Annotated in this window: 25 protein-coding genes and 2 riboswitches; of the genes, 11 read left to right on the top strand and 14 right to left on the bottom strand. The window is 71.2% G+C overall.

The window, feature by feature from the left end; all coding sequences use genetic code 11:
* Positions 1-33 precede the first annotated feature (33 nt).
* The 8 genes from gcvH to K8F61_RS01220 form a co-directional block, all read right to left on the bottom strand.
* Complete coding sequence (gene gcvH / locus K8F61_RS01255; RefSeq protein ID WP_231820426.1) at positions 34-411, bottom strand: glycine cleavage system protein GcvH; 378 nt, start codon at positions 409-411, stop codon at positions 34-36.
* Positions 408-1,514 carry a glycine cleavage system aminomethyltransferase GcvT gene (gene gcvT, locus K8F61_RS01250; protein WP_231820425.1) on the bottom strand — a complete coding sequence of 369 codons (1,107 nt, stop codon included), beginning with the start codon at positions 1,512-1,514 and terminating at the stop codon, positions 408-410. Before gcvT ends, gcvH begins: the two co-directional genes overlap by 4 nt.
* Before the next feature lie 49 nt (positions 1,515-1,563).
* A riboswitch (glycine riboswitch) is annotated at positions 1,564-1,659 on the bottom strand.
* Positions 1,660-1,753: riboswitch (glycine riboswitch) on the bottom strand. It lies immediately after the preceding riboswitch.
* 10 nt (positions 1,754-1,763) lie between these two features.
* Entirely contained in the window at positions 1,764-2,681 is a 918-nt protein-coding gene (locus K8F61_RS01245) for a DUF817 domain-containing protein (protein WP_231820424.1), read from the bottom strand.
* A gap of 109 nt (positions 2,682-2,790) precedes the next feature.
* Positions 2,791-3,639 (bottom strand): ABC transporter ATP-binding protein, encoded by an 849-nt coding sequence (locus K8F61_RS01240; protein WP_067247398.1) that lies wholly within the window; start codon positions 3,637-3,639, stop codon positions 2,791-2,793.
* Positions 3,636-4,502 (bottom strand): ABC transporter ATP-binding protein, encoded by an 867-nt coding sequence (locus K8F61_RS01235; protein ID WP_219085138.1) that lies wholly within the window; start codon positions 4,500-4,502, stop codon positions 3,636-3,638. The genes K8F61_RS01240 and K8F61_RS01235 overlap by 4 nt, the downstream gene beginning before the upstream one ends.
* Positions 4,499-5,491 (bottom strand): ABC transporter permease, encoded by a 993-nt coding sequence (locus K8F61_RS01230; RefSeq protein WP_231820423.1) that lies wholly within the window; start codon positions 5,489-5,491, stop codon positions 4,499-4,501. Before K8F61_RS01230 ends, K8F61_RS01235 begins: the two co-directional genes overlap by 4 nt.
* Positions 5,484-6,479 (bottom strand): ABC transporter permease, encoded by a 996-nt coding sequence (locus K8F61_RS01225; protein ID WP_067247407.1) that lies wholly within the window; start codon positions 6,477-6,479, stop codon positions 5,484-5,486. Before K8F61_RS01225 ends, K8F61_RS01230 begins: the two co-directional genes overlap by 8 nt.
* A gap of 44 nt (positions 6,480-6,523) precedes the next feature.
* Entirely contained in the window at positions 6,524-8,218 is a 1,695-nt protein-coding gene (locus K8F61_RS01220; RefSeq protein ID WP_219085135.1) for an ABC transporter substrate-binding protein, read from the bottom strand.
* A gap of 226 nt (positions 8,219-8,444) precedes the next feature.
* On the opposite strand from K8F61_RS01220, the gene K8F61_RS01215 reads away from it, so the two are divergent.
* The 7 genes from K8F61_RS01215 to K8F61_RS01185 are packed head-to-tail and all read left to right on the top strand — an operon-like array spanning position 8,445 to position 15,838.
* Positions 8,445-9,173: an NUDIX hydrolase gene (locus K8F61_RS01215; protein WP_231821597.1), complete on the top strand. Its 729-nt coding sequence runs from the start codon at positions 8,445-8,447 to the stop codon at positions 9,171-9,173.
* Positions 9,170-10,537, top strand: coding sequence for a quinolinate synthase NadA (gene nadA, locus K8F61_RS01210; protein WP_231820422.1), 1,368 nt, complete (start codon positions 9,170-9,172; stop codon positions 10,535-10,537). Before K8F61_RS01215 ends, nadA begins: the two co-directional genes overlap by 4 nt.
* Complete coding sequence (gene nadB, locus K8F61_RS01205; protein WP_231820421.1) at positions 10,534-12,036, top strand: L-aspartate oxidase; 1,503 nt, start codon at positions 10,534-10,536, stop codon at positions 12,034-12,036. The genes nadA and nadB overlap by 4 nt, the downstream gene beginning before the upstream one ends.
* Entirely contained in the window at positions 12,036-12,887 is an 852-nt protein-coding gene (gene nadC, locus K8F61_RS01200; RefSeq protein ID WP_231820420.1) for a carboxylating nicotinate-nucleotide diphosphorylase, read from the top strand. The genes nadB and nadC overlap by 1 nt, the downstream gene beginning before the upstream one ends.
* Before the next feature lie 10 nt (positions 12,888-12,897).
* Positions 12,898-14,049 carry a cysteine desulfurase family protein gene (locus K8F61_RS01195; protein WP_231820419.1) on the top strand — a complete coding sequence of 384 codons (1,152 nt, stop codon included), beginning with the start codon at positions 12,898-12,900 and terminating at the stop codon, positions 14,047-14,049.
* Between the two features lie 38 nt (positions 14,050-14,087).
* On the top strand, positions 14,088-15,035 hold the full coding sequence (locus tag K8F61_RS01190; protein WP_231820418.1) for a glycosyltransferase family 2 protein: 948 nt from the start codon (positions 14,088-14,090) through the stop codon (positions 15,033-15,035).
* Positions 15,036-15,064: 29 nt separating this feature from the next.
* The gene (locus K8F61_RS01185) at positions 15,065-15,838 is read left to right on the top strand and encodes an SDR family NAD(P)-dependent oxidoreductase (RefSeq protein WP_231820417.1); all 774 of its coding nucleotides are present in this window, start codon (positions 15,065-15,067) and stop codon (positions 15,836-15,838) included.
* A 38-nt stretch (positions 15,839-15,876) separates the two neighbouring features.
* On the opposite strand, the gene K8F61_RS01180 is transcribed toward K8F61_RS01185, so the two are convergent.
* Positions 15,877-17,766 (bottom strand): ABC transporter ATP-binding protein, encoded by a 1,890-nt coding sequence (locus K8F61_RS01180; RefSeq protein ID WP_219085160.1) that lies wholly within the window; start codon positions 17,764-17,766, stop codon positions 15,877-15,879.
* Between the two features lie 175 nt (positions 17,767-17,941).
* On the opposite strand from K8F61_RS01180, the gene K8F61_RS01175 reads away from it, so the two are divergent.
* Positions 17,942-19,429, top strand: coding sequence for an MDR family MFS transporter (locus tag K8F61_RS01175; RefSeq protein ID WP_067247447.1), 1,488 nt, complete (start codon positions 17,942-17,944; stop codon positions 19,427-19,429).
* Between the two features lie 88 nt (positions 19,430-19,517).
* Here the strand turns inward: K8F61_RS01175 and K8F61_RS01170 are convergent, their stop codons facing one another.
* The gene (locus tag K8F61_RS01170) at positions 19,518-19,685 is read right to left on the bottom strand and encodes a hypothetical protein (protein ID WP_157518168.1); all 168 of its coding nucleotides are present in this window, start codon (positions 19,683-19,685) and stop codon (positions 19,518-19,520) included.
* Positions 19,686-19,817: 132 nt separating this feature from the next.
* Here K8F61_RS01170 and K8F61_RS01165 point away from each other — a divergent pair, with 132 nt between their 5' ends.
* The 3 genes from K8F61_RS01165 to K8F61_RS01155 all read left to right on the top strand — a co-directional run bounded on the left by K8F61_RS01165 (position 19,818) and on the right by K8F61_RS01155 (position 21,394).
* Positions 19,818-20,393, top strand: a complete 576-nt coding sequence (locus tag K8F61_RS01165) for a carboxymuconolactone decarboxylase family protein (RefSeq protein WP_067247454.1) — start codon at positions 19,818-19,820, stop codon at positions 20,391-20,393.
* 58 nt (positions 20,394-20,451) lie between these two features.
* The gene (locus tag K8F61_RS01160; RefSeq protein WP_219085128.1) at positions 20,452-21,015 is read left to right on the top strand and encodes a DUF6328 family protein; all 564 of its coding nucleotides are present in this window, start codon (positions 20,452-20,454) and stop codon (positions 21,013-21,015) included.
* A 79-nt stretch (positions 21,016-21,094) separates the two neighbouring features.
* Positions 21,095-21,394 (top strand): Fe-S cluster assembly protein HesB, encoded by a 300-nt coding sequence (locus K8F61_RS01155; RefSeq protein WP_067247459.1) that lies wholly within the window; start codon positions 21,095-21,097, stop codon positions 21,392-21,394.
* 56 nt (positions 21,395-21,450) lie between these two features.
* Here the strand turns inward: K8F61_RS01155 and K8F61_RS01150 are convergent, their stop codons facing one another.
* The 4 genes from K8F61_RS01150 to K8F61_RS01135 form a co-directional block, all read right to left on the bottom strand.
* Positions 21,451-22,092 carry a DUF1345 domain-containing protein gene (locus K8F61_RS01150; RefSeq protein ID WP_067247463.1) on the bottom strand — a complete coding sequence of 214 codons (642 nt, stop codon included), beginning with the start codon at positions 22,090-22,092 and terminating at the stop codon, positions 21,451-21,453.
* Positions 22,093-22,127: 35 nt separating this feature from the next.
* Entirely contained in the window at positions 22,128-22,958 is an 831-nt protein-coding gene (locus K8F61_RS01145) for an Fpg/Nei family DNA glycosylase (protein ID WP_231820416.1), read from the bottom strand.
* Between the two features lie 102 nt (positions 22,959-23,060).
* Positions 23,061-24,461: an MFS transporter gene (locus K8F61_RS01140; protein ID WP_084344635.1), complete on the bottom strand. Its 1,401-nt coding sequence runs from the start codon at positions 24,459-24,461 to the stop codon at positions 23,061-23,063.
* The gene (locus K8F61_RS01135; RefSeq protein WP_169797691.1) at positions 24,458-25,423 is read right to left on the bottom strand and encodes a nucleoside hydrolase; all 966 of its coding nucleotides are present in this window, start codon (positions 25,421-25,423) and stop codon (positions 24,458-24,460) included. Before K8F61_RS01135 ends, K8F61_RS01140 begins: the two co-directional genes overlap by 4 nt.
* Positions 25,424-25,433 lie beyond the last annotated feature (10 nt).

Below are 25,433 nucleotides of genomic sequence, written 5' to 3'. Positions count from 1 at the left end.
TCCCGATGTGGCGGTCGGCGAACGCGGTCACCCTCAGCCCTCCGTGAGCGCCACGTAGGCGGCGCGGTCCATCAGCGCGTCGACGGCGCCGTCGGCGACCTCGAGCTTGAGCAGCCAGCCGCCCTCGAACGGCGCCGCGTTCACGAGGGACGGGTCGTCCACGACGGCCTCGTTCACGGCGACGACGGTGCCGGCCACCGGCGCGTAGAGCTCGCCGACGGACTTGGTGGACTCGATCTCGCCCACGACGCTTCCGGCGGTGATCTCGGTGCCCACGGCGGGCAGCTCCACGAAGACGACGTCACCGAGCTTGTCGGCGGCGTAGTCGGTGATCCCGACCGTCGCCGTGGTGCCGTCAGCGGCGACCCACTCGTGCTCTTCGCTGTAACGCAGGGTGTTCAGATCGGTCATTTCTTCCTCCGGTAGAAAGGCAGGGCGGTGACGTTCGCGGGGATCCTCGTCCCGCGCACGTCGAGGAACAGGGGGGTCTCCCCCGCGGCGAGCGCGGGATCGACGTAGGCCATGGCGATGGGATGCCCGAGCGTGGGGCTCAGAGCGCCGCTGGTGATCTCTCCGACGACGGCGCCGTCCTCGGTGACGACCGGGTAGCCGGCGCGCCCGGCCCGGCGTCCCTCGGCGGACAGGCCGACGAGCACCCGGGCGTCCTCGGCGGGCACGACCGCGTCCTTGCCGATGAAGCGGTCCTTGTCGGTGACGACGACGCGTCCGAGGCCCGCCTGGGCCGGCTTGGTGTCGCGCGTGAGCTCGTGGCCGTACAGCGGCATGCCCGCCTCCAGACGGAGGGTGTCGCGGGCGGCGAGACCGGCGGGGACGAGGCCGTGCCCGTCGCCCGCAGCGAGGACCGCGTCCCAGAGCGCCGTCGCGGCGGCCGCCGGGACGAGCAGCTCGAAGCCGTCCTCGCCGGTGTAGCCGGTCCGCGCGAGCAGGAGCGGCTCACCCCGGAACGTGGCGTCCGCCCAGGCGTAGTACCGCTGCTCGGCCCAGGGCACGCTGACGTCCTCGATCCCGTCGACCGCCGAGACGATCGCCTCGGCTGCGGGGCCCTGCACGGCGATCAGCGCGTAGTCGTCGGACACGTCGGCCACCGTCACGTCGAACGGCGCGGAACGCGTGCTCAGCGCCGCGCTCACGGCCTCCCGGTTGCCGGCGTTGGAGATGATGAGGAAACGCTCCTCCGCCAGCCGGTAGACGATCACGTCGTCGATGATCCCGCCGTCCTCGGCGAGCAGCAGCGAGTACTTGGCCTTGCCGACGGGCAGCGCGGACAGCCGCCCCGCCAGCGCGTAGTCGAGGTACTCGCCGGAGCGCGCTCCGTCGACGGTGAACTCCGCCATGTGCGAGATGTCGAACACCCCGGCGGCCTCGCGGACCGCGTGGTGCTCGGCGAGGTCCGAGGTGTACCGCACCGGCATCTGCCAGCCGCCGAAGTCGGTGAAGGACGCTCCCAGCGCCTCATGGCGCTCGCGGAGCGGGGTGTAGCGGGCGTCGGTCATGGAGTTCTCCCCGTGGGTCGGAAGGGCACCCGCGGCACGGGCATCCGAGAACTCCCCCTCTGTCATGGGCCTGAGAGCTTCGCCCGTGAGGGGGCTTTCACCGTCGGCGGAGATCGCAGCGTGCGATCTCGCTTTCCAGAGTGGCCGGATGCCTGCGGTGGGGGTACCTGAGAGATTGGCGGGGAGGCTTGCTCCTTCGGTGCCCGGCTGCGTGCACCGGGCTCTCCCGCACGCATCGTACGGCCGTCTTCACTTGTCGTGGCTCACTCTACCGTGACGGGCGCGCCGCCGGCATCGCCACGCAGCCGTGACCGCGCGGGGGGCCGGTGGCCGGGGCGGGGCGACCAGGGTGACGAGGACCACCGAGATGATCATCAGGAGGAACCAGCTCGAGATCTTGGACGCCGACACGAGCTGCCATCCCTGCGCCTGGTCCGGATAGAGCCAGGCGCCGGTGAGCGTGCCGATGTTCTCGGCGATCCAGATGAACAGCGCCACGCCGACGAACGGCAGCAGCAGCGGGATCCGCAGCGTGGCGCGCCACACCCGCGCGTGCATGACCGTGGGCAGCCACAGCGCGACCACCGCCGCGGTCAGCACCCACCGGGCGTCCCACATCCAGTGATGCGTGAAGAAGTTCGCGTAGATCAGCCCGGCCACGATCACGGTGGCCCACAGCGGCGGATACCGGGTGAAGGTCAGGTCGAAGAGCCGGTGCACCCGGACGAGATAGGAGCCCACGGCCGCGTACATGAAACCGCTGAACAGGGGCACCGCGCCCAGGCGCAGCACACCCTCGGCCTCATAGGCCCAGGAGCCCACGTCCGTCTTGAAGAGCTCCATGACCGTGCCCGTGACGTGGAACAGCATGATCACCCACAGCTCTCTGCCGGACTCCAGGCGGGTCGTGATCATCACCACCTGGATGAGCACCGCGACGATCGTCAGCAGATCGTTCCGGCTGAGCGCGAGATCGGCGGGATACAGCGTGCGCACGACCACGATCGCCAGGAGCAGGATCGCACCGAACACGCACGCCCACGCCTGCTTCGCGACGAACACGGCGGCCTCCACGAGGAACCCGGGCACACCGCGCGAGGGCGCACGGAGAAGGAGACGACGGGCGGCCGCATCGATGCGCGCTTCGAGCCGGGTGGGCTGCTGCATGCGCTGACGCTAGCCGCCCGCGACGCTCGGCGGCTGGGAAGGCGCCGCACGGACCGGGAGGTGCCCCGTCCGCGCGCGGCCGTGGGGGACCGCGCGCGGACGGAGGTCGTCAGGCGCCGGCGAGCTCGCGGCGCACCTCGTCGCGCAGGCGTCCGAGATTCTCCGGCTCGGGCGCCGCATCCAGGAGCGTCCGCGTGTACTCGTGCTGCGGGTTCAGGATCACCTCGTCGCTGGGACCGCGCTCGACGACGTCGCCGTGGTAGAGCACCATGATCTCGTCGCTGAAGTGGCGGGCGGTGGCCAGGTCGTGCGTGATGTAGAGAACGCCCAGGTCGTCCTCCCGCTGCAGGTCGGCGAGGAGGTTCAGGACCCCGAGCCGGATGGAGACGTCGAGCATGGAGACCGGCTCGTCGGCCACGATGAACCGCGCCCCGGGAGCCAGCGCCCGCGCGATCGCCACCCTCTGGCGCTGCCCGCCGGACAGCTCGTGCGGCCGGCGCTCCGCGAAGCTCTCCGCCGGGGACAGGCGCACGCGCTCGAGCAGCTGCAGGGCGCGCTCGCGCACCTGCGCGGCGCTCAGCTCCGGGTGGTGGATGCGCAGCGGCCGTTCGAGGTGGTGGGCGATGGTGTGGAACGGGTTCAAGGACGCGAAGGGATCCTGGAAGACCATCTGCACCTCGGAGCGGTAGCGCGCGAGGTCGCGGCCGCGCGTGCCGGTCTCGCGCCCGTCGAGCAGGATGGCCCCCGAGGTCGGCGTCTCCAGCTTCATCAGCATCCGCGCGATGGTCGACTTGCCGGAGCCCGACTCACCGACGAGCGCGATGGTCTTCCCGGCCTCGAGCGTGAACGACACGTCCTTCACCGCGTGGAGCTTCCGGGTCTTCAGCCCGGAGCGCAGGGTGAAGTCCTTGACGAGACGACGCGCCTCGAGGGTCGGGGTGGAGGGGGATGCGCTCATCGGGCCTGCTCCTGAGGGGTCTGGACGCCGGTGCGCACGAAGTCGCCCCGATCGCCGCGCAGGCTCGGGAAGCTCGAGAGCAGACGCCGGGTGTACTCGTGCTGAGGGTTCCGGTAGATCTCCTCCGCCGTGCCCTGCTCCACGATCCGCCCCTGCAGCATGACCGCGATGCGGTCGCTGATCTCGATGAGCATCGGCAGGTCGTGGGTGATGAAGATGACCGCGAACCCGAGCCGCTCGCGCAGGCGCATGATCTCGCGGATGATGCCGCGCTGGACGACCACGTCGAGCGCGGTGGTCGGCTCGTCCATGATCATGACCTGCGGGTCCAGCGCGAGCGCCATGGCGATCATCATGCGCTGGCGCATGCCGCCCGACAGCTCGTGCGGGAAGCTGGTCAGACGGGCGGGATCCACGCCGACGAGCTGCAGCAGCTCCTGGGCGCGAGCCGTCTTCTGCGCCGTGCTCATGCCGGGACGATGCGTGTCGAAGATGTCGAAGATCTGCGCCTTGACGCTGATGACGGGGTTGAGCGAGTTCATCGCTCCCTGGAACACCATCGAGATCTTGTCCCAGCGGAAGGCCCGCAGCCCCTCCGCCTCGAGTCCCACGACGTCGATGTCGTGGCCGTCCCGGTCGTGGAAGACGATCTCGCCGCCGGTCATCACGGCCGGCGGCTTCAGCAGCCGGTTCATCCCGTAGGCGAGGGTCGTCTTGCCGCAGCCGGACTCCCCCGCCAGGCCCAGGATCTCGCCCCGGTTCAGCGTCAGGGAGACGTCGCGCACCGCCTGCACAGGCGGGTCGACCTCGTACTCGATCGACACGTTGCGGGCGGTGAGGACCGCCTCGGTGGCGCCGCTCATGCGGTGACCCCCTTCGTCTTGGTGGCCTTGCGGGCGGAGCGGGCCGCCTGCGGGGCGTTGCGGAGCTTCGGGTTGATGATCTCGTCGATCGCGAAGTTGATCAGCGCGAGACCACAGCCCAGGAGCGCGATCATCACGCCCGGCGGGACGAACCACCACCACGCCCCGCGCCCGAGCGCCTGCCCGGACTGCGCGTCGTTGAGGATCGTGCCCCACGTGATCGAGTCGGTGGGGCCGAGGCCGAGGTACGACAGGCCCGCCTCGCCGAGGATCGCGAAGATGATCGCGAACAGGAACTGCGCGGTGAGCAGCGGCAGGAGGTTCGGCAGGATCTCGACGAGGATCACCCGGGCGCTCCTCTCCCCCGCCACCTTCGCCGCGGAGACGTAGTCGCGCGACCGCAGGGAGCGCGCCTGGAGCCGGAGCACGTAGGCGGCTCCCGCCCAGGACGTGATCCCGAGCACGAACGCCACGAGCTGCCAGCTCCGGGAGTTGAAGGAGGCCGCGATCACCATCACGAGCGGGAGCCCCGGGATCACCAGTGCGACGTTCGTGATGAGGGCGAGCACGTCCTCCCGCCAGCCCGCGAGGTAGCCGGCGAGAACGCCGAACAGGAGCGAGAGGACGATGGCGATGCCCCCGGCGACGAGCCCCACCAGGAGCGAGCCCTGGGCGCCGTGCGCGAGCTGGGCGAGCACGTCGTTGCCGAGCTTGGTCGTGCCGAGCCAGTGCTCGCCCGACGGCGGCTGGAGGGCCGCGTTGCCGGTCGCCCGCGGGTTCTGGGTGAGGAAGGGGGCGAGCACGGCGAAGAGCACGATCCCGGCCACGAGGACCAGCCCGGTCACGAGCTTCGGCGAGCGCCGGGGCAGCATGGCCCGCAGGCCGCTGCGCGGGCGGCGCGCCGTCACCAGCGCGACCGTGCTCGGCGGCTCGACGGACGGCGCGTCCTTGACGATGAGGTCCGGTGCGGTCTTCTCGGCGTTAGACATTCTGGCGAGCCCTCGGGTCGATGAACCCGTAGACCAGGTCCATGAAGAAGTTGGCGGCGAGCACGGTGACGGTGATCACGAGGAACAGCCCCTGCAGGAGCGCGTAGTCGTTGTTGGTCACCGCCTGGAACATCAGCTTGCCGATGCCCGGATAGGTGAAGACCTGCTCCATGACGATGGAGCCGGCCACGACGAAGCCGAGGGTGATCGAGAACCCGGCGATGGAGGGGATCGCCGCGTTGCGCGCGGCGTAGGTCATCAGGATCCGGCGCGGGCGCAGCCCCTTGGCCTCGGCGGTGGTGATGTAGTCCTCGGAGAGGATCTGGACCATCATGTTGCGCATCCCGAACAGCCAGCCGCCGACCGAGCTCAGCACGATCGTGACCGCGGGCAGGATCGCGTGCGACACCGCGTTGCCGAAGAACGCCCAGGTGGGCTCCGGCCCGTCGGGGAAGTCGAAGACGTCGTAGCCGCCGAAGATCGGGAACCAGCCCAGGCCCACGGCGAACACCGACACCATGATGAGCGCGAGCCAGAAGTACGGGATGGACTGCAGCACGGTCGTCGCCGGGATCAGGTTGTCGACCCAGGTGCCGCGCTTCCATCCGGCCCAGGCGCCGAGGACGACGCCGAGGACGAAGGAGATGACGGTGGCGGTGCCGACGAGGATCAGCGTCCACGGCAGCGCCTCGCCGATCAGGTCGGCGACGGGGGTGGGGTACTTCGTGACCGAGACCCCGAGATCCCCCTGGAACATCCGGCCCCAGTACCCGAGGTACTGATCCCACAGGGGCTGGTCGTCGGAGCCGAGAAGCAGCTTGATGTTGCGGATGGTCGTCTCGGAGACCTCGCCGCCCGCGCGCTGCATCTTGGCGATCATGATGTCGGCCGGGTTCCCCGGCATGAGCCGCGGGAGCAGGAAGTTGAGGGAGATCGCGGCCCACAACGTGAACGCGTAGAACCCGATCCTTCGTGCATAGAACTTCATGTCACTGTCACCTCAGACTTCCTGCTCCCACGGACTCACTCAGCTCACTTCGCCGGCTGCAGGTGCTGCAGGATGTACCCGGCCGCGATCGCGCCCCACGACGGCGGGAAGGCGTAGAGCTCCTCCTCGGTGGGCCAGCCGGTGTAGTCCTTCGTGTTGTAGAAGGTCTGCGTGGCGTTGATCACGAGCGGGATGTAGGGCAGGTCGCGCACGATCTCGCTCTGGATCGTGGCGTAGAGCTCCTTCTTCTTCGCCTCGTCGTTCGTGCTGATGGCGGCCTGGATGGCGGCGTCCACCGTCGGGTTGCTGTAGCGGCTGAAGTTCCAGCGGCCCGCGGGGACCTCCTCGCCGACCTTGGAGGTGGACTCCACGGTCGTGCCGCCGAACCAGTCGCGGTAGATCTGGAACGGGTCGGCGACCGAGGTGCCGATCATTCCGCCCACGATGAGCTGGTAGTTGCCGGTCTGGCGGGCGTCGGAGAACTCCTGCCACTGCACCGTGGAGGCGTTGACCTTGATGCCGGCCTTCGCCGCCTGCTCGGCGATGAGCTTCGCCGCGTCGTTGTAGTCGGTCCAGCCGTCCACCGAGGTGAGGCTGAGCTCGACGGGCTGGCCGTCCTTGGCGTAGATGCCGTCGCCGCCCTTGACGTAGCCGGCGGCCTCGAGGATCTTCCCGGCCTCGGCGGCGTTCGCCTCCTGCGGGCTGACCTCGTTGGCGGGGTCCGCGAGCCACTTCTCATCGCGCGGCAGGAGCGCGTACGTCGGGGAGACGTCGCCGGTGAGCCCGACGAAGGCCTTGTCCTTGATCGTCCCGCGGTCGATGGCGACGTTGAGCGCCTGGCGCACGGCCACGTCCGTCTGCGGCCCGGTGCAGCCCAGCTCCGCGTTGGAGCAGGTGTAGAGCACCGTCGGGTCCTGCGGCGTGTTGATCCAGTCGGTCTTGCCGTTGCCGGTCACGTCGTCGGGGTTCGGGATGAACATGCCCGCCCAGTCGAGCTTCCCGGCGGCGAGGAGGTCCTGCGCGGTCTGGTTGTTGTCCACCGCGATGTACTGGACCTTCTTCACCCCGAGCTTGTCGGCGTCGCGGAACTCCTCGTTCGCCACGAGCGTGTAGGACTCGCCCGTGGTCTTCTGCACCTTGTAGGCGCCGGATCCGACCGGCTCCTCGTTGGCGAAGTCCGCGAAGTCGGTGATGTCCGCCCACACGTGCTCGGGAAGGATGTACGTCGAGCCCATCCGCTGGAACTCGGTGGTGTACTGCGCGGCGCTGTACGTGAGCACGACCGTGGTGTCGTCGGTCGCCTCGGCCGAGACCAGGCCGTTGCCCTCGGGGTTGTTCGCCTCGTACTGGAAGGTGAAGGCCACGTCCTTGGCGGTGAGCGGCTTGCCGTCGTTCCACTTCAGGCCGCTCTTGATGGTGACCGTGATCTGGGTGCCGTCCTCGTTGTACTCGAAGGAGTCGCCGATCAGGCCGACCGGCTTGTCGTCGGCGGTCTTGTTGTAGAAGAACAGCGGCTCGTAGATCGGGCCGAGCGCTCCGTGGAGCACGGTGGGCGCGAACGGGTTGTAGTTCGCCGTGATCGGGGTCTGGCTTCCGGCCCAGACCCGCAGTGCCCGGTCGCCGTCGCCGGAGCCGCCGGAGCCGGAGCCCCCGGTCGAACAACCGGTGAGGCCGATGGCGAGGACCGTGGCCCCCGCCACGGCGGTGAGCGCGAGCGCGCGCTTGCCGTTACGGATCATTCCTTGACTTCCTCTCGGTGCTGCGTTGCAGGAGGAGGGGACTACTCCCCGTTGAGGACAGACCCCGGTTGGGGTTTGTTAGGACAGCAACCTAACAAATAGCGCCACGTCCGCCAAGTGGCGACCCGCGCCGAAAGGTAACGTTTCGGACTCGCCGTCGACGGCGTCATCGACCTGGACTTCAGGTCGCCTGCACCCTAAGATCGGACCGGAGGTTAAAGTCATGATGACCAGAACTCGCGATCCCGAGGGCGGGATCCGCGTCGCCGTCTCGACGGTCATCCTCACCCTGCGCCGCGACGCCGACGGAGCGCCCCGCATCTCCCTCCCCCTCGTCCGCCGCATCCGCGACCCGCACCGCGACGCGTGGGCGCTCCCGGGCGGCTGGCTGGACGTGGCCGAGAGCCTGGAGGAGGCCGCGGGGCGCACCCTCGCCGAGACCACCGGGCTCGCGCCGAGCTACCTGGAGCAGCTGTATGCGTTCGGCGCGGTCCACCGCTCCCCCACCCGCGTGGTCTCGGTCGTGTACTGGGCGCTGCTGCGCTCGGACGCGGTCGACGCGCAGAGCGCCGCCTACCGGGCGACCGGGGCCGCGCCCGAGAACGTGGACTGGTTCGACGCGGCCGGCCTCCCCTCTCTGGCGTTCGACCACGCCCGGATCATCGACTATGCCCTGTGGCGCCTTCGCAACAAGGTCGGCTACAGCCGCGTCGCGCACGGATTCCTGCCCCCGGAGTTCACCCTGGCCGAGCTGCGCGAGGCCTACGAGGCGATCCTGGGCCGCCGCCTGGACCCGGCGAACTTCCGCAGGCAGGTCGAGAGCGCGGGAAGCCTCGTGCCCACCGAGTCCTTCCGCACCGGAAGCCACCGCCCCGCGCGGCTGTACCGATCCAACACCGACGTCGAACTGGCCGACCGCGGCCCGCTCGCCCCCGAAGAAACGAGGACGTCATGACCCCCCGCCCGGTTGCCGACACCGTCGAGGCCCGAGACCCCGCGCTCCGAGGCGTCGATCCCTCCGTGGACCACGCCATCCAGGCGATCACGGGCGGCTCGTCCGTCGAGGCGACCTGCAGCACCGACCTCGCCGCGGGGCCGTGGGACTTCGACGCGCGACCCGGATACGGCCCCGGCTCCTCGATGGGCGACGTCATCCCGGTCGGCGCTCCGCGTCAGGGCGCGCTGCCCGCCGCGTATCGCGAGGCCGACGAGGCGCAGCTGGACGAGCGGATCCGCGCCGCCCGGCGCACGCTCGGCGACCGCGTCGTGGTGCTCGGTCACTTCTACCAGCGGGAGGAGGTCGTGCGGCACGCCGACTACGTCGGCGACTCGTTCCAGCTCGCCACGGCGGCCACCGAGCACCCCGACGCCGAGGCCATCGTCTTCTGCGGCGTGCATTTCATGGCCGAGACCGCGGACCTGCTGTCCGGTCCCGATCAGGCGGTGATCCTGCCGAACCTCGCCGCGGGATGCTCCATGGCGGACATGGCCGACATCGACCAGGTCGAGGAGTGCTGGGAGCAGCTCGCGGACGTGCTCGGGCCGCTCGACCAGCCCGACGCAGACGGCCTCGTCCCGGTGATCCCGGTCACCTACATGAACTCGTCCGCCGCGATCAAGGGGTTCGTCGGTCGCCACGGCGGCATCGTCTGCACGTCCTCGAACGCCCGGACCGTCCTGGAGTGGGCATTCGCACGCGGGCGGCGCGTGCTGTTCTTCCCGGACCAGCACCTGGGCAGGAACACGGCGAAGGCGATGGGCGTGCCGCTGGAGCGGATGCCGCTGTGGAACCCGCGGCAGGCGCTCGGCGGGAACGGCGCCGAGGACCTCGTCGCGTCGCGGGTGATCCTGTGGCACGGCTTCTGCTCCGTGCACCGCCGTTTCTCCGTCGCCCAGATCGACCAGGCGCGGGCCGAGCACCCCGGCGTGCGGGTGATCGTGCACCCCGAGTGCCCGATGGACGTCGTCGACGCCGCGGACGAGTCCGGCTCGACCGACTACATCCGCCGGGCCATCGCCGCCGCCACGGAGCCGACCGTGTTCGCGATCGGCACCGAGATCAACCTCGTCCGACGCCTGGCCGCCCAGTATCCGCAGCACGAGATCTTCTGCCTCGATCCGGTCGTGTGTCCGTGCTCGACGATGTACCGCATCCACCCGGGGTATCTCGCGTGGGTCCTCGAGGAGCTCGTCGAGGGCCGCACCCCGAACCGCATCCGGGTGCAGGACGACGTCGCCGCCCCGGCCCGCGTCGCGCTGGAGCGGATGCTGGCGGCCCGGCCGACGACCGAGCCACCGCAGGACGCCGACCGCCGATGAACGTCGTCGTCGTCGGCTCCGGCATCGCCGGTCTCACCGCCGCGCTGCACGCCCATGACCGCGGGCACGCGGTGACGATCGTGACCAAGGGCGCCCTCGGCGGCGGCTGCACCCCGCTCGCCCAGGGCGGGGTCGCCGGCTGCTACGGCCCCGGCGACTCCCCCGCCCAGCACGCCGCCGACACCCTCGCGGCGGGCGCCGGACTCGCGGACCCCGAGGCCGTCGCCGTGCTCACCGCCGACGCCTCCGCCCGGATCCTCGACCTCGTGGCTCGCGGCGTCCGCTTCGACCGCGCCGCCGACGGCGGCCTCCAGCGCGGCCGGGAGGCCGCGCACGCGTTCGCCCGCGTCGTGCACGCCGGCGGGGACGCGACCGGCGCCGAGATCTCCCGGGCGCTCGTGCAGGAGGTCCGCCGGGCCGGCATCGCCGTCGTGGAGGACGCCCTGCTGCAGGAGATCGACGTTCGACGCGGGGTGTGCGCCGGCATCGTCGCGCTCGTCGGCGGCAGGCCTCGGGAGATCCCGGCGGATGCCGTGGTCCTCGCCACCGGCGGCGCCGGTGCTGTGTACGCGCGGACGACGAACCCGGCAGGCAGCACCGGCGACGGCATCGCCGCTGCGCTCCGGGCCGGAGCTGCTGTCGCGGACCTGGAGTTCGTGCAGTTCCACCCGACCGTCCTGGACGCACCGGGGACGGCGTTCCTCGTGTCCGAGGCGGTCCGCGGCGACGGGGCGGTGCTCATGGACGCCGACGGGCGGCGGTTCCTCGCGGAGTCCCACCCGGACGCCGAGCTGGCCCCGCGGGACGTCGTCGCGCGCGCGATCGTGCGACAGGCCGCCGCCCAGGGCTCGCCCGTGCGCCTGGACGCCACGGCGCTCGGCGCGGAGCTGCTCGCCCGGCGCTTCCCGACGATCGATCGGGTGACGCGGGCCCGCGGGTTCGACTGGTCCCGTGAGCCGATCCCGGTCACCCCTGCCGCGCACTACCTGATGGGCGGGGTGACGACCGACCTCGACGGGCGCACGAGCATCCCAGGGCTCCTCGCCGTCGGCGAGGTGGCCCGCACCGGGATCCACGGCGCCAACCGGCTCGCCTCGAACTCCCTGCTGGAGGGTGCCGTGTTCGGCGCCCGTGCCGCGGCCGCCCTCGACGTGCCCGCCCCGGCGATGCCGACCGTCCCTCCGGGTCCCGCCGCCTCCGAGGCCGGCACGGAGGCCGGCGCAGCGGATCACCGCTCCGCGCCCGCGTTCACCCGCGCCGCGCTGCAGGAGCTGATGTGGCGGCACGCCGGCCTCCTGCGCACCCGCGAGGGGCTCGCCGTCGCCGAGCGCACTCTGCGCGCGTGGAGCCGTGGCGCCCCGGACCCCGGCACGGTCCGAGAGCACGAGGACGCCAACCTCCTCCTCGTCGCCCTCGCCATGGTGACCGCGGCCCGCTCGCGCCCCGACTCCGTCGGAGCGCATCACCTCGAACCCGAACCCGCCCTGATCGGAGTCTGATGCTCACCCCCGCCCTCCTGAATCGCGTCGTCGGCGCCGCCCTGGAGGAGGACGCCCCGTGGGGCGACCTCACCAGCGCCGCCCTGATCCCGGAGTCCTCGACCGCCACCGCCGACCTCGTCGCACGGGAGACCGGGATCCTGAGCGGCGGCGAGGTCTTCGCCGCGGCGTTCACGCTGACCGATCCCGCCGTGGTCGTCGACCTGCACGTCGCCGACGGCGACGCGTTCGGGCCCGGCGACGTGCTCGCGTCCGTCACCGGTCCGGCGCGCGCGATCCTCACCGCCGAGCGCGTGGGGCTCAACTTCGCCCAGCGGATGAGCGGCATCGCCACGCTCACCTCCCAGTACGTACGCGCCGTGGAGGGCACGGCGGCGCGCATCGCCGACACGCGCAAGACGACCCCGGGCCTGCGTGCCTTCGAACGGCACGCCGTCTCCTCGGGTGGAGGACACAACCACCGCTTCTCCCTCTCCGACGCCGTGATGGCCAAGGACAACCACCTCGCCGTGCTGCGCCGCGGTGGCGCCGACCTGGCGGCGGCCCTGCGGGACGCGGCGTCCCGACTCCCGCACACGACCCACGTCGTGGTGGAGGTCGACCGCCTCGACCAGATCCCCGACGTCCTGGCCGGCGGCGCGCACACGGTCCTCCTCGACAACTTCACGCTCGACGATCTCCGCGCGGCGGTGGCGCTGATCGACGGCCGAGCGACGACCGAGGCCTCCGGCGGGGTGACGCGGGAGACGGTGCGGGCGATCGCCGAGACCGGCGTCGATGTCGTCTCGGTCGGGGCGCTCACCCATTCCGCACGCGCACTGGATCTGGGTCTGGACGTGCGGATCGACTGACGAGGACGCCATGCTCTACCTCGACCACGCCGCCACCTCGCCGGTCCGCGCGGAGGTGCGCGCCGCCATGGCCCCCTTCCTCGGCGACGCGTTCGGCAACCCGTCCAGCCATCACACCGTCGGCGAGGCGGCCGCCGCCGCCCTCGACGACGCCCGTGCGCGCGTCGCCGCCGTGCTCGGCATGCGCCCGGGAGACGTCGTCTTCACGTCCGGAGGAACAGAGGCGAACAACCTCGCCGTCAAGGGCATCGTCCTCGCGACGCTCGCACGGGGCCGAAAGCACCTCGTCACCACGCCGATCGAGCACGAATCGATCCTCGCCTCGGCGGATCACCTGGCGCGGTTCCACGACGTGGAGACCACGATGCTGCCGGTGAGCGGGACCGGAATTGTCACGCCCGCGGATCTCGCGGCGGCGCTGCGGCCCGACACGGCGTTGGTCTCCCTCGGGCATGCGAACAACGAGGTCGGCACCGTGCAGGACGTGCCCGGTCTGGCTGCCGTCGCATCGGGCGCGGGCGTGCCCCTGCACGTCGACGCCGTCCAGTCCGCCGGCTGGCTGGCGCTGCGCGGCCTCGGCGCCGACGCCGTCTCGATCGCCGGGCACAAGCTCGGCGCGCCGAAGGGCACGGGGGCCGTGGCCGTGCGGGGCCGGATCCAGATCGAGCCGGTCCTTCACGGCGGCGGGCAGGAGCGCGGGCGTCGTTCCGGCACGGAGAACGTGGCCGGGGCCGTGGCGCTGGCCACCGCTCTGGAGCTGGCCGAGGCCGAGCGGGAGCAGGCCTGCCGTCGGGTGGGCGCGCAGAGCCGGCGCTTCATCGACGCGGTCCTCGCCGCGGTGCGCTCCGCGCGCCTCACCGGAGACCCGGTCCACCGCCTTCCGGGGACGGTGAGCTTCACGTTCGCGGGGACCAGCGGCGAGGCCGTGCTGCTGGAGCTCGAACGCCGCGGCGTGGTGTCCTCCAGCGGCTCCGCCTGCGCGGCCGGAAGCGACGAGCCCTCCCCCGTGCTCCTCGCCCTCGGCATCGACCCGGCCGTCGCGCAGACCGCCGTCCGGTTCACCTTCGGACGCGCGGGACTCGGGCCGGGCGCGCCGGAGGATGCACCGGAACGGCTCGCGGGTCTCGTCGCCGAGGCGGTCGACCGCGTGACCGCCCTCTGACCCCGTCCTGCGCGCGCGTCCGGCCCTAGGATGAGTGCGTGCCCGACGCCCCGCTCGTGACCGTCATCGTGCCCGGCCGCGACATCGCCGCCCACGCCCCGGCGGCCCTCGCGTCGCTGCGCGCCCAGAGCGAAGGGCGCTGGCGGGCGGTCCTCGTCGACGACGGATCGCAGGACGCGACCGGCGACGTCTTCCGCTCCGCCGCGGCGGAGGACCCGCGCTTCCGGCTCGTCTCGCACGCCGAGCCGCGCGGGCTGGGAGCCGCCCGCAACAGCGGGCTGGCCCTGGTGGACACCCCCTACCTCGGCTTCCTCGACGGAGACGACGAGTTCGCGCCGCATGCCCTCGCCCGGCTCGTCGGGACGCTGGACGAGACGGGGAGCGACTTCGTCACCGGCGCCTACGTCCGCTCGCGGATGGACGACACCGGGCACTACCGACCGGGTCGCGTGCAGCCGTGGGTCGCGTCGTCGACGGACCCGGGACGCCGCGGCACGACGATCCACGAGCACCCCGACGCGTCGGCCAACATCGTCGCCTGGTCGAAGGTCAGCCGCACGGAGTTCTGGAGCGACCTGCGCTTCCCCGAGGGCGTCGCCTACGAGGACCAGATCGTCGCCCAGGTCATGTACACGCGGGCCTCGGCGTTCGACGTGATCCCCGACACGGTCGTGCACTGGCGCGTCCGCGCGGACGGATCGTCCCTCACCCAGTCGAAGCATCGCGTGGACGTGCTCCGCGACTACCTGACGGCGCTGCGCGGCGGCGTCGAGGTGCTGCGCGACGCCGGGGCCGGCGACGCCGTCCGCGCCCGGCTGGGCCTGATCCTCGCCATGGACGTCCCCCCGCTGGAGCGGATCGCGTCCACGCACCCGGACCCCCTGTACGGCGCCGTGCTCTCCGCGTTCCTGGAGGGTCTGCGCGCGCTCCCGGAGTACGAGGGCGCCGCACCGGACCCGTCCCTCGCCGAGGCCCTCTCCTGGTGAGGGGTCCGGCCGTTGACGAAGGAGAGACCGTGACCGATTACCTGTCCACCCTGTTCTCGCTCGACGGACGCACCGCGATCGTCACCGGCGGATCCTCCGGGATCGGCCGCGGGATCGCGACGGCGCTCGCCGGTGCCGGCGCGCGCGTGGTCGTGCTCGCCCGGGGCGGGGATCGCGTGGCGGACACGGTGCGGGAGCTCACCGCCGCCGGAGGCGTCGCCGCCGGGGTGGTCGGGGACCTGAGCAGCCGGGAGGGAATCCGCGACGCCGCCGAGAACGCGGCGGAGCCCTTCGGGGAGCCGGACATCCTCGTCCACTCCGCCGGGATCAACATCCGCCCGCCGTACGCGGAGATCAGCGTGGCGGACTGGGACTCGACCATGACCGTCAACGCCCTCGCGCCGTTCCTCCTCGGGCAGCGCTTCGGCACCGGCATGGCCGCACGCGGCTACGGGCGGATCATCCACATCAGCTCCCAGCAGGCGCACCGCGCGTTCGTCGAGAGCGGCGTCTACGGCGTCTCCAAAGGGGCCGTGCAGTCCCTCATGCGATCGGAGGCCGAGGCCTGGAGCGCGCGCGGCGTCACGAGCAACGCCCTCGTGCCCGGCTTCGTCCTGACGCCGCTGAACGCGCGCCTCCAGGAGGATCCGGTCCAGGTCCAGGCGCTCGCGGCGCGGACGATGGTCGGCCGCAACGGCCTCCCCGAGGACTTCGCCGCGGCCGCGGTCTTCCTCGCCGGGCCTGGTTCGGCCTATGTCACGGGCCAGTCCCTGTTCATCGACGGCGGGCTCTCCGTGCACTGAGTCGGTGCGCGGACGTCGCGCGCGCCGTGCGCCCGGGGTCAGGCCCGCGTGTCGCCGTCGACCCGTGCCGCCGCCACCTGCTGGGCGGCCAGATCGGCGTACAGACCGCCCGCCGCCAGCAGTTCGGCGTGCGTGCCCGACTCCACGATCCGCCCCGCCTCGATCACGTGGATCTCATCCGCGCCCATGACCGTCGACAGGCGGTGCGCGATCGTCAGCGTGGTGCGCCCCTTGGCCGCCTCGTCCAAGGCCTCCTGCACGACGCGCTCGGAGACCGTGTCGAGCGCGGAGGTCGCCTCGTCCAGCAGCAGCACGGGCGGGTCCTTGAGGAGCACCCGGGCGATCGCGATGCGCTGCTTCTCCCCACCCGACAATCGGTAGCCGCGCTCCCCCACGACCGTGTCGTAGCCCTTCTCGAACCCCGCGATGATGTGGTGGATGTTGGCGGCGGTGCAGGCGGCGACCAGTTCGTCGTCAGTTGCGTCCGGTTTCGCGTAGCGGAGGTTCTCCCGGATCGAGGCATGGAACAGATAGGTGTCCTGCGACACGATCCCGATCTCGTCGATGATGGACTCCTGCGACAGCTCGCGGACATCGGCGCCCGCGAACATCACCGCGCCGCTGTCGGCCTCGTAGAGCCGCGGTGCCAGGTACAGGACGGTGGTCTTCCCCGCCCCGGACGGACCTACGAAGGCGACGTGCCGTCCGGGTTCGACCGTGAAGGAGACGCGGTCGAGAGTGGGAGGCGCGTCGGGGCCCGCGTCCGGGTATCGGAACACCACGTCCCGGAACTCGATCCGACCGCGCGGACCGGGCGCCGAGGCGACCGGCAGCGCGTTCGGCGCGTCCGTGATCCGGGGCACGAGATCGAGGTACTCGAAGATGCGGGCGAACAGCGCCGAGGACGTCTGCACGTCCAGCGCGACCCGCATGAGGCCGATCAGCGGCATGAGCAGGCGCGCCTGGACCGTCGTGAACGCCACGATCGTCCCGGCGGTGATCGCTCCCGTGCCCCCGGCGACGAGATACCCCGCGACGAGGTAGATGATCGCCGGGACGGAGGACATCAGCACCTGGACCACCGCGAAGAAACCCTGGCCGCTCATCGCCCGCCGCACCTGCAGGCGCACCTGGTTGCGGTTCTCGTCCTGATAGCGCGCCGATTCCGTGCGCTGGCGGTTGAACGACTTCGACAGCAGGATCCCGGACACGCTCAGCGTCTCCTGCGTGATGCTCGTCAGCTCGGACAGGGACTCCTGGGTCTCTCCCGCGATCCGCGCGCGCACCTGGCCGACGCGGCGCTGCACCACCACCAGGACCGGCATGATCACGACGGCGATGAGCGTCAGTCGGACATCGATCAGCAGCATCGCCACCAGGGACGCCACGACCGTCACCGTGTTGCCGAGGATGCTCGTGACGGTGTTCGTGAGGACGCCCGACACCCCGCCGACGTCGTTCTGCAGACGCGATTGGATGACGCCGGTCTTCGTGCGGGTGAAGAAGCCGAGCTCCATGGCCTGCAGGTGTTCGAACAGCCGCACGCGCAGATCGCCCGTGACGCTGTTGCCGACCGTCGCCGTCAGCCAGGTCTGCACCACGTTGAACGCCGCGGACAGCAGGAACAGGCCGATCATGGACAGGACCAGCACGAGCAGCAGCTCCAGGCGGGGCGGCCCGCCGTCCAGCGGGAACAGCGCCTCGTCGAAGATGCGCTGGACGAGCAGCGGCGGGACGACGGCCAGGGCGGCGCCCACCACGACGAGCACGCCCGTGAGCAGCAGCCGTCCGCGGTAGGGACGGAAGAGGCCGGCCACGCGGCGTCCGAGCCCCGGGACCACCGGCGCCTGTGCGTTGAGGCGGCGCTGGCTGGCCTCGTCCACGCCGCGGAAGCCTCCGCGAGGACCCATTCCTCCCATGCCGCCCATGCTCATGAGGATCAGCGTATCCGCGGTCGCGGACACGGCGGCGCGGCCGCCGAGAGCGGATCGGGAACCGATTTCCCCGGAACGGGAATGGAATGTCCGACATGACGGTTACGCTGTGTACTTCCGCCGCGCGATCGCGCCGCTTCCCCTGACACACTTCTTCCGGAGGAGACGCATGTCCGCAACCCAAACCGGTTCCCTACCGACCTCCTCCACCCCGTCGCTGATCCCTCGTCGGGACATGGCGGTCATCTGGGTGCTGCTCGCCGCCGCCTTCGTCGCGATCCTGAACGAGACGACGATGAACATGGCGATCCCGCACCTCATCGACGACCTTCAGATCACGCCGCTGGCCGCCCAGTGGGTGACCAGCGCGTTCATGCTGACCATGGCGGTCGTCATCCCGACCACGGGGTTCCTCCTTCGCCGGTTCACGACCCGGCAGATGTTCCTCGGCGCGCTGACGCTGTTCTCCGCCGGGACGCTCCTCGCCGCGCTCGCCGTCGGCTTCCCGATGCTGCTCGGCGCCCGCATCGTGCAGGCGTCGGGGACGGCGATCATGATGCCCCTGCTGATGACGACGATGATGAACCTCGTCCCGCCGTCCTCGCGCGGCCGGATGATGGGACGCGTCAGCATCGTGATGTCGCTGGCCCCCGCGATCGGCCCGACGATGAGCGGGTTCCTGCTGGACCACTTCAGCTGGCGGTCGATCTTCGTCGTCGTGCTGCCCATCGCGCTCGTCGCGATGGCGATCGGCTGGCGCTGGCTGACGAACGTCGGCGAGCGGACGGATGCGCCGATCGACGTGCTGTCCATCGTCCTGTCGGCGTTCGGGTTCGGCGGCCTTGTCTTCGGTCTGAGCCAGATCGGCGCTCTCGCGGGCGGCGGCGGTTCCTCACTCCCGATGGTCCTGTCGCTGGTCGTGGGCGTCATCGGCCTGGCCCTGTTCCTGTGGCGCCAGATCGTCCTGCAGCGCAAGGACGACGCCCTGCTCGACCTCCGGGTCTTCGCGTCCCGTGACTTCACCCTGTCGATGGTGCAGATGTTCCTGCTGTCCCTGGCGTTCTTCGGCACGATCACGGTGATCCCGCTGTTCCTGCAGAAGGCGCTGTCGCTGGACACGACCCAGGCGGGCCTCGTGGTGCTTCCCGGCGCGCTGGCGATGGGCCTTCTCGGTCCGGTCATCGGCCGGATCTACGACGCCCGCGGCACCAAGGTGCTGCTGATCCCCGGGTCGATCCTCGCGACCGCGACGCTGTGGTACTTCACCACGCTCACGCCGTCGACGAGCGTGTGGCTCGTCCTCATCGCCCAGACCCTGCTGTCCGTGGGGCTCGCGCTGTCGTTCACCCCGCTGTTCACCGCCGCGCTGGCCTCGCTCACGCCGAAGTTCTACTCCTACGGCAGCGCGGTCATCGGCACGGTGCAGCAGGTGGCGGGAGCCGCCGGCATCGCGGTCATGATCGCCGTGTTCACGCTGGTCGTGAACGCGCACGGCGGCACGGAGAACCCCGCCGCCGTGGCCGCGGGATCCCAGCTGGCGTTCATCATCGGCGCCGTCATCGCGACCGTCACGATCGTCGGCGCGTTCATCATCCGCAAGCCCGCGGACACGGTCGCCGAGGGCACCCACGCCGAGGATGCGCCGATCGCGCACTGACGCCCCACGCACGAGACCCCGCACCCACCGGGTGCGGGGTCTCGTCGTCCGTGCGCGGGTTCAGTCCGACGCCGTGCGTCGCGCGGGCTCAGTCCGACGCCGCACCGGGCAGTCGGCAGAACCCGCCCGCGCAGAGACCGGCGTCGGTCGCGTCCGCGACGGGGAGCAGCGTGAGCAGGCTCGGCGCGGAGGTCTCCCCCGGCGGCGTCTGCGCCTCGACGGGGGTGTGCGGCACGCGGTCGGCTGCGGTGGTCATCCCTCGATGGTACGCCTGCGCGCACACGGTGGCGCCGTTCACGATCGCTATACCGCTCCGCATCCGCCCGGCGTACTGTTCGACCGAGCGGACTCGTCGCGATGACGCCCGCGCGGACGCAAGGGGGCATCCATGATCATCAGCACTCCACCGACGGAGACGGCAACGGGGCATGTCGCGGAGATGTACGCCGACGACGTGGAGAACGACGGCCTCGTCTTCCATCACACGCGTGTGATGGCCGTCAACCCGGAAGCGCACGCGGCCTTCGAGAACCTGATCCGCGCGATCGTCCCGAGCATCGGTGTGCGGACGTACGAGGCCGCCACGCTCGGGGCCGCTCGGGCGATCGGCTCTGCGCATTGTCTCCTCGCCCATGGGCGCAAGGCTCTGCGCGCGGAGGTCCTCTCCGAGGACGGACTCGCCGGCTTCGCCCGTGGCGAGGACACCGCCTTCTCCCCCGCGGAGCAGGCGGTGGTGCGCTACGCGGCGCGGCTCTCGCGCGACGCCTCGGCGATGACCGACCAGGACGCCGCCGAGCTCCGCGCCGTCGGGTACGACGACCGCCAGATCGTCGACATCACCCTCGCTGCGGCGGCACGCAACTACTTCAGCCGCGCGCTGCTCGCGCTGGCCGTGCCGGTCGACGACGTTCCCGGGCTCGATCCGGCGATCGCTCGTGCCCTCGTCTCGGCCGCCGCGGAGTGAGTCGGCGCACACGCGCAACCCCTGGACAGGAGGGCGTGCGGCTCAAGAGACTGAGGCGATGGATCCGCAGCCCCTTCCCGATGAGAGTCCCGGAGACTACTGGCACGACGGCCGGGACGAGACGCGCACGGAGCGCGCCGACCGCAACTGGATCGAGCTCCTTCAGGAGTTCCGGGTCCTGCAGACCGGCACCCAGATCCTGACGGGCTTCCTTCTGGCCGTGGTCTTCCAGCCCCGGTTCCAGGAGCTCGACGCGCTCCAGCTCACGACGTACATCGTGCTCGTGGGCCTGGCCGCGGCAGCGACCATGGTGGCCCTGACCCCGGTCGGGATCCACCGCGCGCTCTTCGGACGCCGCCGCAAGCCCGACCTCGTGCGCATCGCCGCCCGCGCCATGACGGCCGCGCTCGTGATCCTGGCGCTGCTCACCGTCGGCGTGACCGCGCTCATCGTCGACGTCGCGCTGGGCCGCACGGCGGGGATCGTCGCGCTGGTGGTCGCCTCGCTCGTCGTCATCGTCCTCTGGGCGGTGCTTCCGTTCGGCGTCCGGCACCGCTACCGGGATGCCGCGCGGGAGAGCCCGCAGGTGGGAAGACCCTCCGAATCCCCCGCCTCGGATTGAGACCCCGCACCGGATGGGGAATCGTGGCACGGACATGCCCGCGACCGCGGCATGTCCGCAACCGGAAGGAGAGCCCATCGTGCTCACCCTGACCGACAACGCCTCCGCCATCGTCGCCACCCTGGTCAACCGCCAGAGCGACGCCGATGACGCCGGCCTGCGCATCCACACCGCCGAGACGACCGGCCCTGCGGGCGAGTCCCGTCTCGCCGTCGTGGTCGTCCCCACCCCGGAGCCCCAGGACCAGGTCATCCAGGTGCCCGGCGCCCGCGTCTACCTCGAGGAGGGGGCCGCCATCGCCCTCGACGACAAGGTGTTGGACGCGGGGGTCGACGACGAGGGGGCGGTGTCCTTCGCCGTTCTCCCTCAGACCGCCTGACGACCGTCTCGCCGAGACCCCGCGTTCCTGTCGGACGCGGGGTCTCGTGCGTCCGGTCAGCCGAGGCCCGTGATCAGGTTGATGATCGTCCCGAGGATGAGCGCGCCGAACAGATACGCCAGCATCGTCTGGGCGATGACGAGGCGCCGGATCGGATTGGTGGTCACGTTCGTGTCGGCGACCTGATAGGTCATGCCGAGGCCCACGGAGAAGTACGCGAAGTCGGTGTACTCGGGATCCGCATCCTGGTTGAACACGATCCCGCCCGCGGGCTCGGCGTAGTACATCCGTGCGTACCGGAGCATGTAGTCCACCTGGATGAGGGACCACGAGGCGGCCACGCTGAGCACGCAGATGCCCGCCAGCGCGAACGCCGTCCACCCGTCGGCGTGCCGGGCCTGGACGACCACGACGAGCACCGCCGCGATGCTCGCCAGGCTGCCGACGAGCGCGATCACCCGCGCCAGACGCCGGCCGGGGTCCTCGATCGTGGCGTGGGCGCGGGTCTGCGTCGCATCCATGCGCCACACCACGAGCACCACCCAGACCACTTCCACGAGGGCGAGGGCGGTCCAACCGGCGAGGAGTCCTGCCGCCACGCCCAGCGCAAGGCCGGCTGCGGTGCCCGCGATGATCCCGGCCAGGAGACCCATCACCGCTCGCAGCCGCAACTGCCTGCGGGGACCCAGCGCGTTCATGTCCGCAGAATATCCCGCTCGACCCGGCCGCCCCGTCAGGGCGACGCCTGGCAGGTCGGGCAGAGCTGCGCCGACGCTCCGGAGAACACGTGGTCCACGATGGTGTCACCGCACACCGGACACGCCTGTCCGCCGCGTCCGTGGACGGCCATCGCAGCGACCTTCGCAGGCTTCAGCTGCGTCGGCGCGAGTCCGCGGCGCTGCTCGACCGCATCACGGAGGACAGTGGTCGTCGCTCGGAACAGGCGGTCCCGCTCCTCCGCCCCGAGCGCGACCGCATGGACGGTCGGGGCGATGCGCGCTCGGTGCAGGATCTCGTCCGAGTAGGCGTTGCCGATGCCGGCGAGCGACCGCTGCTCCTGCAGCAGCGCCTTCACCTGTTTGCGGCGCGTGCCGAGCGCCCGGTCGAGATCGTCCGCGCTGAACTCCGCGGCGAGAGGGTCCGGGCCGAGCGTCGCGATCGCCGGAACCTCCTCGAGCGCGTCGACGACCCAGATCCCGACGGCGAGGAAATCGCCGGTCTCGACCAGGTCGACGCGGGCACCGTCGTCGAGGACGAACGTCGCCACCACGGGGACCGCCGGAGCCGACGGGTCGTCACCGGCGTCCGCGGCTCCCGGCGGATGCCACCGCACCCATCCGTTGCGGCCGAAGCTCACGACCAGCCAGCGGGATCCGAGCAGGATGCCGAGATGCTTGCCGCGGCGCGTCACGGAGGCGACCGGCGCGCCCTGCACCTCCGCGGGCGGGCGCTGCCGCGTCTTCACGATCCGCGGCTCGACGACGTCGACCGCCGTGAACGCGCGACCCGTCATCCGCTCGCCGAGGAACTCGGCGAGCGCCTGTACCTCCGGCGACTCGGGCATGCCGACATCCTGCCACCCGCCCCCGACATCGGTGCGGCCCCGCGACGAGCATCACAGGGCGCCCGGTCGCGGATGCGTCCGGGCGCCCGGGAACGCGACCGCTCAGACGCGCTCGCCCTCTCGCTCACGGGCAGGGAGCGCGAAGGAGACCAGCAGTGCCAGCCCCGCCAGCACGGCGGCCACGATGAACGCCTGCCGGTATCCGTCCGGCCCCGGGCTCGCGGAGACGGTCGCGGCCAGCATGCCGATCCCGACCGACGCGCCGAAGTTGAACATGGTCGACGTCAACCCCGGGAGGATCCCCGGGTGCGCCTTCGGCGCGTAGATGATGCCCAGTCCGTTCAGCGTCGTCGCCGCGCACGCCGAGTACGTCGCCCCCATGAAGAACACGAGGATCGCGAGCGTCCACGGATTCTGGTGGCCGAGGACCATGCCGGTGGCGAGGAGCAGGCTCCCGCCGAGCCCGCACCGCAGCAGGAGCCGATAGCCGATCCTCGGCGCGAAGGTGCCGACCAGCGGCGCGGTGGCCCAGCCCAGGAGGGAGTACGGGACGAGGAACATCAGTGCGGACACGGTGCCGTTCAGGCCGAACCCGGCGGTCGCATCCTGACTGAGAGTCGGCACGAGGAAGATCAGCAGGGCGAAGCTCGACGCGAGCGTGAAGAACGTGGTCAGCAGCGTGCCCCAGACGGCACGGTCCGCGAAGTCGCGCACCGGAAGCAGCGGCTGGGCCGCCCGATCCTCGATGAAGCGGAACGCGACCAGGGCGATCGCCGCGACCCCGAACCACGCCCACGTCGCGACGGCGCCCCAGCCACCGGGCGAGAATGCGCTGGAGAGTGCGAAGTTGATCCCCAGCAGCGCCAGGGTGAGCGCACCGATGCCGCCCCAGTCCATCCGCGTCTTCCCGGCGGGACGCACCTCCGGCGCCCACGCGGCGATGAGCGCGACCGCCAGGATCTCGAGGACCAGAGTGAGCCCGAAGATCCCCCGGAACCCGATTGCGTCCGCGATGACGCCGCCGAGCAGGGTGTCCACGCCGCCCACGCCGGCGTTGACCGCGGTGACGATGCCGAGATAGCGTCCGAACCTCCGCGCATCCAGCATCTCCCGCAGGAGCAGGAAGGCGAGGGAGAACGTCGCACCGCAGGCTCCCTGGAGCGCGCGTCCGACCATCAGCATCGGCACGTCCACCGCGAGCATCGCGATCAGGCTGCCGAGGGACATCACCGACAGCGAGACGAGCAGTGCCCTGCGCCGGCCGATCCCGTCGCTCAGGGGCGGCCAGAACAGTCCGGCGAGCGCCGCCACGAAGGTGAACACCGAGGCCGAGATCCCGATCGTGGGCGCATCGGTGCCCAGTTCGGTGGTCATCGAGGTGACCGCCGGCGCCAGCATGGTGGCGTTCATCTGGAAGCTCGCCACCGCCACCAGGAGCGCGGCGAGGACCAGGGGCGGACGGACCGCGCCGCCGCGCATGGTCCGCAGCTCGGCGACGGTCACGCGGTGCCGCCGAAGGGACGATCGGGCGTCGTCGGAGTCGACAGGATCCGGACGATGTAGGCGAAGAACGCCTCGGCGTCCACCGCCTCGACGACCGTCGCGTTCGGCGTCAGACCGTGTACGCCCCACGACATCGCGGAGTATCCGCGGGTGAGCTCCGACCCGGTCTCCACCGCGACGTGGTACTCCGCCTGGCGCGTGATCAGCTCCGGATGAAGGAGCACGCTGGCCGAGAGCGAGTCCGGATGCGTGGTCCCCGGGATCCCGACGGCCTCATCGAACGCCAGGGTCGCCGCGCACACGCGCTCGAAGAACTGGGCCAGCGGCGTCCCGATCCGGGCGATCTCCGCCAAGCGCTCGCGGCCGAAGACCGCGTCGTTCAAGGTCAGCGGCGCCCACGGGACGACCGTGATCCGGAACCCCGCCTCGAACACGGTCCGGGCGGCCTCCGGGTCCACGTAGAAGTTGAACTCCGCGGCCGCCGTGATGTTGCCTCGGCCGTTGTTCGAGCCGCCCATGATCGTGAGCGAGCGCACGTTCGACGCGAACGAGGGATCCTTCACCTGCGCCATCGCGATGTTCGTGAGCGGTCCGATCGCCACGATGTCGATCTCTCCGGGGCTCTCCGCGGTGAGCCGGATGAGCGCGTCGACGGCGTGCTCGGCCTCCGGAGCGCATCCGGTCGTGTCCATCGTGAGCCCGCCCGCGCCATCGCCGTGGACGTCCTCGGCCGAGACCCACTCGCGCACCATGGGACGGGTGCAGCCGAGATGGATCGGCACGTCGCCGAGGCGCCCCGCGGCGTTGAGGGTCAGATAGGCGTTCTGCACCTGACGCTCGAAGCCGACGTTGCCGGCGACCATGGTGATGGCCTCCAGCGTCGCTCCGGGGTCGAGCAGACCGACGAGCAGGGCGATGCAGTCGTCCTGTGCGGTATCGGTGTCGATGATCATGCGGGTCATGGGCAGGTGT

It is taken from the genome of Microbacterium resistens, from assembly GCF_021172025.1.
Lineage (GTDB): Bacteria > Actinomycetota > Actinomycetes > Actinomycetales > Microbacteriaceae > Microbacterium > Microbacterium resistens.
This window is presented reverse-complemented; position numbering and strand designations above follow the sequence as displayed.